Origin of the sequence: Phascolarctobacterium succinatutens YIT 12067, assembly GCF_000188175.1 — a bacterium.
Classification (GTDB): domain Bacteria; phylum Bacillota; class Negativicutes; order Acidaminococcales; family Acidaminococcaceae; genus Phascolarctobacterium_A; species Phascolarctobacterium_A succinatutens.
Genome location: NZ_GL830893.1, coordinates 1 through 593, shown reverse-complemented (window position 1 = coordinate 593; position 593 = coordinate 1). Strand labels below are relative to the sequence as shown.

General features: G+C 39.0%; 1 protein-coding gene. It reads right to left on the bottom strand.

Annotated elements, in window-relative coordinates; all coding sequences use genetic code 11:
• A partial coding sequence (locus HMPREF9443_RS11035) for a transposase family protein (protein WP_222859558.1) occupies positions 1-301 on the bottom strand: 301 nt, incomplete at its 3' end.
• Between the last annotated feature and the right edge of the window lie 292 nt (positions 302-593).

The window sequence follows — 593 nt, the reverse complement described above, 5'->3', positions numbered from 1 at the left end:
TTAGTCCGTCATTGGCTTTAGTAAAGGGATTAAGTTCGTTAAAAGAATAAGAACACTTGGGACAACGGAATCTTCTTTGGCGATAAACAATGCTACATTTACGGTTGACCAGTGTAGAGTGTGTGAGAGTTCGTGGGTAGTATCCATGAATTTTTACAGGTCCGGAACAGAACGGACAGATCTTAGAGGTAACTTTTAGCTTAAGATTAATAATGATTGAGCCGTCGGACTGCGCAATGGTTTGTAGTTCCTCAATCTTATCCTCTTGAATGTTAAGCATATTTGTGATAAACTGACGCATAGATAAAAATCCTCCTTCGTCTTAGTCATATAGGCAATTACTATTTTAACGAAGGAGGGTTTATTTGTTTAGATGTGGCTTGTACAGAAATTTTAGTCTGTACAAGCCATTTTTGCTTATTGTTGAATAGGGTATTTTGGCCTACGACCACAAAAGCTGTACTAGGTTGACCCACAGATTTGGACTAGCTTGAGCACAAGAATGTACTAGCGAAACCACAAAATGTACCAGGTCTTAATCGAGCACAAAAATTGGACTAGGTCGACCCAACCACAAGTAATGGACTAATGCA